Here is an 8,016-nt window from a genome sequence, read left to right as displayed (position 1 = left end):
TCTTCTCCAACAACAGAGCTTTACGAGCCGAAACCCTTCTTCACTCACGCGGTGTTGCTCCATCAGGCTTGCGCCCATTGTGGAAGATTCCCTACTGCTGCCTCCCGTAGGAGTATGGACCGTGTCTCAGTTCCATTGTGGCCGATCAGTCTCTCAACTCGGCTATGCATCATCGCCTTGGTAAGCCGTTACCTTACCAACTAGCTAATGCACCGCAGGTCCATCCCAGAGTGATAGCCAAAGCCATCTTTCAAGCAAAAGCCATGTGGCTTTTGCTGTTATGCGGTATTAGCATCTGTTTCCAAATGTTATCCCCCGCTCCGGGGCAGGTTACCTACGTGTTACTCACCCGTCCGCCACTCACTGGTGATCCATCGTCAATCAGGTGCAAGCACCATCAATCAGTTGGGCCAGTGCGTACGACTTGCATGTATTAGGCACACCGCCGGCGTTCATCCTGAGCCAGGATCAAACTCTCATATAAAATATATAAGAACTTGAATAGCTCTCAATTATCTTTGTTATTAAGCGAATTGACTTCGCAAATGTTTTGCTTCAAATCACATCGTGATTGAAGACCCTACACATTTGATTCGTCGAAACTTTGTTCAGTTTTCAAAGGTCTACCTGTTGGCTAATCAAGCATCCAATCAACATATTCATTATAACATGTATCAGATTAACTTGTCAAGAAGAAATTTTAATTATTTTTGAATCCCATTTGATTGATAACTCAATCAGCAACTTTATTAGTATATCATGTTGCCAAGTCGATGTCAACAATTATTTTTAACTTTTTTGTTAAACCATCTCAATAACACTTGGCTGTTTTGACAACGATAACTACTATACATGGATTTCATCCTTTCGTCAACAACTTTTTCCAACTTTTTTAATTTATTTTTTAAACATGAACTTTTTTATTATTTGAAATAGAAAAAATTTGTTTTTTATATCTAAAAACAAAAAATACGCCCTTAAATTATCTTTTAAGAACGTATTTGCTAACAATTGGTCTAATTTATTTTACGCGAGCTAAGTAATAATGCTTCTTACCCTTTCGAACAATCACAAACTTACCATCAAAATGTGCTTGGGGATCAATCTCGGCGTCAACATCATCAACTTTTTCCCCATTAATTCTGATAGCCCCACTCGATACATCTTGCCGAGCTTGGCGACGTGAAGGTTCAATACCATTATCGGTTAACCAAATAACAATATTTTCTTTCTTATTTTCTACATCTACTGAAGGCATATTCTTAAAGCCTTGTTCAATTTCTGCAACAGAAAGGTCAGTAACATCCCCAGAGAACAATGCTTTACTAATTCGTTCTGCTTCTTCAACTGCTTCTTGGCCATGAACAAATTTAGTTACTTCTTGGGCTAGGCGTCGTTGAGCTTCTCGCTTCCATGGTTCTTTCTCAACTTTTTCTGCCAAGTCATCAATTTCTTCCTTTGATAAGAAAGTGAAGTACTTCAAGTATTTAATAACGTCACGGTCATCTTGGTTAATCCAGAATTGATAAAATTCGTATGGAGAAGTCTTTTCTGGGTCAAGCCAAATTGCACCACCCGCCGTCTTTCCAAATTTAGTTCCATCAGCTTTGAGCATTAATGGAATAGTAAGTCCGTAAACCTTAGTATCTGGTCCTTCAACCTTATGAATCAAATCAATCCCGGCAGTGATGTTTCCCCACTGATCGGAGCCACCAATTTGTAATTGCACATCGTTGTGACGATAAAGATGAAGGAAATCGACTGATTGAAGAATTTGGTAAGTGAACTCAGTAAATGAAATTCCAGCATCTAACCGACTTGCTACTACTTCCTTATTTAACATGGTGTTGATGTTAAACAGTTTACCGTAGTCACGAAGGAAGTCTAATAAACTGATCTTTGATAACCATTCATAGTTGTTTACAATCGTGAAGTTTTCAGTCCCAAACAACTTCTTCATTTGAGCGGTTAATGCTTCTTCGTTGTGGTGAACTTGATCCATTGTTTGAAGCTGCCGTTCTGACTTCCGACCGGATGGATCACCAATTGCACCAGTTCCTCCCCCAATAATAATTACTGGATGGTGTCCAGCTAATTGGAACCGTTTCAAAATCATAAATGGAATTAAGTGTCCAATATGAAGACTATCCCCGGTTGGGTCAGTTCCACAGTAAAGAGCAATTTTATCTTCTGATGTTAATTTGCGTAGGCCTTCTTCGTCTGTAACTTGGTTAATAGCACCACGCCATTCTAGTTCATTAAGAATATCCATGTTTACCTCCATAAGTTTCTCGGATGCAAAAAATCCCCAACTTCAAATAATGAAGTCAGGGACGATTTACCGCGTTACCACCTTGATTGCAGCTAGATAGCTACCACTCTAGTCGATAACGAGACGATCCGTTCAAATACTGAAAGACTCCGTAAGTGTAATTCGTATAACGGCATTGGCAAAGTTTACAGTTACCACTTGCTTCCTAAATGTCCAACCGCTTACTACTAAGATTACTTCTTCATCTTTGGTTATTGCCGTCATTGTACATGGAATTAACGATTACTGTCAAGAAGTATTTAAGATACAAAAAAGCTGAAGAGATTTCGTTACCCTTCAGCTTTTCGTTTTACTATTCATCTTTTTTTGCTTCGTGTTTCTTTCCATCATCACGCTTAACAGTTGGTGATGGTTGTTCTTTTGGTTGTTTTTCTACATATACTTCATGAACATAAGCTTCACCGGTTAATTCAGCTACTGGCTTAAAAGTATCCTTGAAGAGCACATCCATTTCCATTCCTGCTCGAGCCTTGTTGTAGTACAAAGCAAGAATTGCATATACCACTGGAAGGTAGCAGGAAATACCAACAATCACTAAGATGATTCCGATATAAGTAAGGACATAAGTTGCCGTGTAAACACCGTAAAATGCCAATCCACCAAAAATTAAAGTCCAGATAAAAATTGGAAGGAATTCTAAGACAAACTGAATCGCAAAGTAGTTCCACTTTCGGCCAGTCATGAACCGCCGACTAGCAGTTAAGGCATAACGCATTGATTGACCAAGGAATTGTGGTTGTTTTTCACGATAAAGGAAGTATGACTGTGAATATTCGATACTCTTCCACAATACAACAATATCGTTAAGGATTCGAATTGCCCACCCAGTATAAACAGCAGCAACGCCTGATAGACGTGGCAAGAGCAATGCATTAACAATGTTGAGTGGTAAACTCCACAAGAAAGTGAACAATCCAATGTAAAGCACGATCCGCCATACTTGATTCTTTCGCAAGTGCTTATAGTGCATCCAGATTGAGCCAGCACTAACTGGTTGTTCTGGATGAGCCATCTTATCTTGGTATGTATATTGAGTAGCAACGCCAAAGAAAGTATAGAAGAAAGCTAACGCAGCAATAATTGCGACAATCCCCACAATTTCTAATAATGAGAACAAGATTGCAACTGGGGAAGCCATTCCGTACATTACCATCATCATTGTCATACTCAATGAGGCAGCAATATTTGAATTAAGAAGTGCTAAGATCGCTGCTAAAGCAATAAAAATAATTGATACCCCTGCAACTGGCCACATTGCCTTTAAATAGTTGGGCTTTACCAGCTCTTTCAATGAAGGGAAAAATTCCTTCATTGGGAGTGCTCGTTGTTTTTCCATTTTCATTTAAATTCTCTCCACCTTATTAGATTCTGATGTTAATCATACCACAACTCACTATAAGCTCAATTTATTCGCCAATATCTTCAACATTTTTTCAAAAAAGCTACAAAAAAGAGGCGTTAGAAATTTAACTTTCCCGCCTCTCCAAACTTAATATCGTAAATTTATTTTAGTACTTTTCCTTGCTTAATACGTTAAGCTTATCATCGAAGTCATAAACAACTGGTTGACCAGTAGCCATTTCAAGGTTCATGATATCTTCATCAGAAATGTTTTCGATGTACTTGCTCAATGCACGAAGAGAGTTACCGTGAGCAGCGATGATAACGTTCTTGTTGTCCAAAAGCTTTGGTGCAATTTCATCTTGCCATAATGGAATAACACGTTCCAAAGTAACCTTTAAGTTTTCACCGCCAGGAATAGCACGTGGGTCTAAGTTAGCGTAACGACGATCCTTTGCAGCAGAACCTTCATCGTCAGCACTTAGCAATGGAGGTAATACATCGTATGAACGACGCCAAATGTGAACTTGTTCGTCACCGTACTTTTCAGCAGCCTTTTGCTTGTTGTGGCCTTGAAGTGCACCATAGTGACGTTCGTTTAAACGCCAAGTCTTGTATTCAGGAATCCATAATTGGTCACATTCTTCAAGAGCATAGTGCAAAGTCTTGATAGCACGCTTCAAAACAGAAGTGTATGCGTAGTCAAATTCAATGCCGTGTTCCTTAAGGGCTTTACCAGCATTCTTTGCTTGTTCAACACCCTTTTCACTTAAATCAACATCAACCCAACCAGTAAATTGGTTAGATAAGTTCCATTCACTTTGACCGTGACGAATTAATACTAATTTAGCCATGTTCAATTGACCTCTTTCTTCTTAAAATCGCTATAAACAGCATTACCATATTATTTTAATCCATTCCCCTGCAAATGCCAATAGTGATGAAGAAATTATTGTAGTCCAGCTTTTGCACCAATATCATGACGATAAAAACATTCAGGTTCATCAAGCTGGCGTAAGTAGTCATAAACGTGATCGCGGGCTTTTTGAAGAGAATCATCTTTCCCGATCACCATTAGTAAACGTCCACCTGCACCTCTTAAGTCATTAATCGTCCCAGCAACATTTGCATAATCAATAGTGACACTGGGATCAACGGGAAATGTTCCCAGCGCTTGACCATGGATTGGCTTAGTTGGATATCCTTTTGATGCCAAGACAACGCCAAAACAAGCCTCTTTATTTTCTTCAACTTCTGGTAATGGTCGATCATTAATTGCTGCATTTACGAGTTCGAACAAGTCGGTTTTCATGCGGGGCAAAATCACCTGGGTCTCTGGATCACCTAAACGAACATTATATTCAATTACTTTTGGACCATCGTCAGTCAAAATAAGGCCAATATATAAGATACCATGGTAGTGATACTCGCCAGCTACCAAACCATCAACTGTTGGCTTAAGTACTTCATCAATCATCTGTTGGCGAACAGCTGAGGAAAGTTGTGGCAAGGGACTATAAGCACCCATCCCCCCAGTATTAGGACCTTTATCGTCATCAAATGCTCGTTTGTGGTCTTGAGCCATGGGCAAAATTCGGTAATGCCCATTACTAATCAAAACAAACATCGAATATTCGGGACCCGATAAACATTCTTCAATCACAAGGCGCGCCTGCCCATTGACAAACATTTCTTTGATTGTCCTAATTGCTTCTGCACGATCCTTTGCAATGACAACCCCTTTTCCTCCTGCTAAACCATTTTCTTTAATTACTACCGGAAAGCCAAATTGGCCAACGTTATTAATCGCTGCTGTTTGATCCCGATATGTCGCATGGCGGGCAGTGGGAACGTGATAATTATTCATAAAATTAAGGGCATAGTCTTTTGAGCCTTCTAATTGGGCAGCCCGTGCATCAGGACCGAAAACCTTTAATCCAGCGGCCTTAAATTCATCAACAATCCCATCAACCAAACAATCCTCAGGGCCCACGAATGTCCACGCAACATTATGTTCTTTAGCAAATTGAATCAGCTTAGCAAAGTCAGTTTCCGCAATTGCAATGGGAACTACTCCTACAGTCGACATCCCCACGTTGCCTGGCGCACAATAAACTTGCTTAACACGGGGACTTTCTTGTAATTTCTTCGCCACGGCAAATTCACGACCGCCTTCACCTACAACTAATACGTTGACCTGCTTTTCCATGATACCCTCCTAGCTTTAATGGCGGAAATGACGAATACCTGTTATGACCATTGCAATTCCGTACTTATTTGCCATTTCAATTGATTCTTGATCGCGAATTGATCCCCCTGGCTGAACAATCGCCTTAATACCATTTTGGCCCGCATATTCAACACAATCGCCAAACGGGAAGAAAGCATCTGAAGCCATCACTGTCCGATCATCAATCGCTTCGCCAGCATGTTTTACGGCAATTTTCAATGAATCAATTCGGTTAGGCTGACCTTCTCCTACCCCTAATGTCCGATCATCATTTGCTAAGACAATCGCATTTGATTTGGCATGCTTAACTGCTTTCCAGGCAAACATTAATGTCTTAAGCTGTTCCTCTGTTGGTTGCTTTTCAGTAACACATTGCCAGTCGTGGTAATCTTCCTTAAGCGTGTCTTGTTCTTGCAACAACATTCCCCCCATTACTGAAACAACTTCATGTTTAGTAGGTTCATCCTTCTTACTAAAGTCCAGACTTAGTAAGCGAATATTTTTCTTCTTTGCTAACAACTCAAATGCATCATCATCAAAGCCGGGTGCAATAACAATTTCTAAAAAGATTTTGTGCATTTTTTCGGCGGTAGCTAAATCAACCTGGCGATTAAGAGCAATCACTCCTCCAAAAATGGAAACAGGGTCAGCTTCATAGGCATGATCCCAAGCTTGAACCAACTTCCCCCCACGGCCAATTCCACAGGGGTTCATATGTTTCATCGCTACAACTGTTGGTTCATCAAATTCGCGAATGCATCGTAATGCTTCATCAGCATCCTTAATGTTATTGTAGGAAAGCTTCTTACCATGTAATTGTTCAGCCTGTAAAACCGAAAAAGCCTTAGGAAGCGCATCTTCATATAACCAAGCCTTTTGGTGACTATTTTCACCATAACGCATTGTTTCTTTTAAATCCCAGCTTAAAGTTAATTTTTCTGGATCTTCAAGCCCTGTCTGCTTTGTAAGGTATTGAGAGATGAGGGAATCATAGGCTGCCGTATGACGAAAGGCTTTCGCTGCTAAGCGTGCTCGGGTTGCCAATGATGTTTCACCATCTTCTTTGATCTGGGCTAAGACTTCATCGTAATCGGCTTGGTCCACCACGGTTGTTACATCATGATAGTTTTTAGCAGCTGAGCGGACCATGCTAGGGCCACCGATATCAATATTTTCAATTGCATCGGCTAATTCCACTCCCGGCTTTTCGATCGTCTCTTTAAATGGATAAAGATTAACACAGACTAAATCGATTGGCGTAATATTAAGTTTTTCGAGAGTCGCCATGTGTTCTGGTAAGTCCCGGCGAGCCAATAGTCCCCCATGGACGTATGGGTTAAGAGTCTTCACGCGGCCATCAAGAATTTCTGGAAAATGAGTAACATCTTCAATCCCAATTGTTTCAATTCCTGCTTCGTCCAAAACCCGCTTCGTCCCCCCAGTCGAAATAATTTCAAAATCATTTTCAACTAATCCTTTAACGAATGGGACCAGGTTTTGCTTATCAGAAACGCTTACTAATGCTCTTTTCATAATTTAATGTTGCTCCTTTTCTAATGCCTGCTTTAGTGCTTCAGGATATAACCGGTGCTCAGTTTCGTGAACCCGTGCTTCTAAGGTTTCAATAGTATCAGTTGGTAAAATTGGGACGTGTTCCTGGGCGATAATTGGGCCGGAATCGAGTCCCGCATCAATATAATGGACGGTGACGCCTGTCTGTGCTTGTTGATCAGCAAATGCTCGTTCAATCGAATGTAGTCCAGGATATTCTGGCAACCATGCTGGATGAAGGTTAATAATTCGGTGAGCATAATGATCCAAAATCGTGGGCCCAATTACTCGTAAATAACCAGCAAGGACAATAAAGTCAATTTGATACTTTTTCACTACTCCCAATAATTTTTCCTCGTATTCCTGTTTTCCCCCACAAGATTTGACCGTAAAACTTTCTGCCGGAATCCCCAGCCGGGCAGCTCTTTTCATTACCGGAGCATCTGGATGATTACAGAATAATAATGCTAATTCACCAGGAAGGTCATTATTTTTGAAGTGCTGTGCTAAGACTTCAAAATTCGTTCCGTTTCCTGATGCTAAAATTGCGACTCTCATTTAC

The 8,016-nt window shown here is 40.5% G+C and carries 6 protein-coding genes and 1 rRNA gene (1 of these 7 cut by a window edge); all 7 read right to left on the bottom strand.

Annotation, left to right across the window (positions count from 1 at the left end):
- Positions 1–484, bottom strand: a 16S ribosomal RNA gene (locus SH603_RS01710); it reaches 1,092 nt to the left of the window's first position.
- Positions 485–1,021: 537 nt separating this feature from the next.
- Positions 1,022–2,272, bottom strand: a complete 1,251-nt coding sequence (tyrS, locus tag SH603_RS01705) for a tyrosine--tRNA ligase (protein ID WP_169477805.1) — start codon at positions 2,270–2,272, stop codon at positions 1,022–1,024.
- Positions 2,273–2,624: 352 nt separating this feature from the next.
- Positions 2,625–3,674 (bottom strand): hypothetical protein, encoded by a 1,050-nt coding sequence (locus SH603_RS01700; RefSeq protein ID WP_169471793.1) that lies wholly within the window; start codon positions 3,672–3,674, stop codon positions 2,625–2,627.
- A gap of 166 nt (positions 3,675–3,840) precedes the next feature.
- Complete coding sequence (locus SH603_RS01695) at positions 3,841–4,527, bottom strand: 2,3-diphosphoglycerate-dependent phosphoglycerate mutase (RefSeq protein WP_003665449.1); 687 nt, start codon at positions 4,525–4,527, stop codon at positions 3,841–3,843.
- Between the two features lie 95 nt (positions 4,528–4,622).
- On the bottom strand, positions 4,623–5,882 hold the full coding sequence (purD, locus tag SH603_RS01690; protein ID WP_169472826.1) for a phosphoribosylamine--glycine ligase: 1,260 nt from the start codon (positions 5,880–5,882) through the stop codon (positions 4,623–4,625).
- 15 nt (positions 5,883–5,897) lie between these two features.
- A complete protein-coding gene (gene purH / locus SH603_RS01685) occupies positions 5,898–7,436 on the bottom strand; it encodes a bifunctional phosphoribosylaminoimidazolecarboxamide formyltransferase/IMP cyclohydrolase (RefSeq protein WP_169483240.1) in 1,539 nt (512 codons plus the stop codon).
- 3 nt (positions 7,437–7,439) lie between these two features.
- Complete coding sequence (purN, locus tag SH603_RS01680; protein WP_169483239.1) at positions 7,440–8,012, bottom strand: phosphoribosylglycinamide formyltransferase; 573 nt, start codon at positions 8,010–8,012, stop codon at positions 7,440–7,442.
- Positions 8,013–8,016 lie beyond the last annotated feature (4 nt).

This window comes from Limosilactobacillus reuteri (genome assembly GCF_034259105.1).
Classification (GTDB): domain Bacteria; phylum Bacillota; class Bacilli; order Lactobacillales; family Lactobacillaceae; genus Limosilactobacillus; species Limosilactobacillus reuteri_G.
Note: the sequence above shows the minus strand (reverse complement) of the source record. Positions and strands in the feature narration are given on the sequence as shown.

Bases quoted from the DNA above. Each gene is read 5' to 3' on its own strand.
- SH603_RS01695 (WP_003665449.1), bottom strand. From the start codon at position 4,527: ATGGCTAAATTAGTATTAATTCGTCACGGTCAAAGTGAATGGAACTTA.
- purH (WP_169483240.1), bottom strand. From the start codon at position 7,436: ATGAAAAGAGCATTAGTAAGCGTTTCTGATAAGCAAAACCTGGTCCCA.
- SH603_RS01700 (WP_169471793.1), bottom strand. From the start codon at position 3,674: ATGAAAATGGAAAAACAACGAGCACTCCCAATGAAGGAATTTTTCCCT.
- purN (WP_169483239.1), bottom strand. From the start codon at position 8,012: ATGAGAGTCGCAATTTTAGCATCAGGAAACGGAACGAATTTTGAAGTC.
- purD (WP_169472826.1), bottom strand. From the start codon at position 5,882: ATGGAAAAGCAGGTCAACGTATTAGTTGTAGGTGAAGGCGGTCGTGAA.
- tyrS (WP_169477805.1), bottom strand. From the start codon at position 2,272: ATGGATATTCTTAATGAACTAGAATGGCGTGGTGCTATTAACCAAGTT.